General features: G+C 56.0%; 1 protein-coding gene. It reads right to left on the reverse strand.

The window, feature by feature from the left end; genetic code table 11:
- Positions 1-209 (reverse strand): hypothetical protein (locus tag HA050_RS21875; RefSeq protein WP_166830604.1); only part of this gene is annotated, 209 nt, incomplete at both ends.

Consider the following 209-nt stretch of genomic DNA (forward strand, 5'->3'; position numbering starts at 1 on the left):
TGACGCCATTGCTGAAGGTGGCTGTGCCGTAATCGGCTGCACTCGCTGATCCGCCACCCAGGTTAAAGGCATAGGTTTCTGGTTTGGTGGTGGCGGTGCTGAGCGAAACATTGAAGACAAGGTTATTGCCTTCCACCACATTGTCATCCGCCACACCCGGATTGCCGACTTCGATGCCGGTAATGGCCGGGCTGTCGTTGTCCAGAATC

Origin of the sequence: Iodobacter violaceini, assembly GCF_011601265.1 — a bacterium.
Classification (GTDB): domain Bacteria; phylum Pseudomonadota; class Gammaproteobacteria; order Burkholderiales; family Chitinibacteraceae; genus Iodobacter; species Iodobacter violaceini.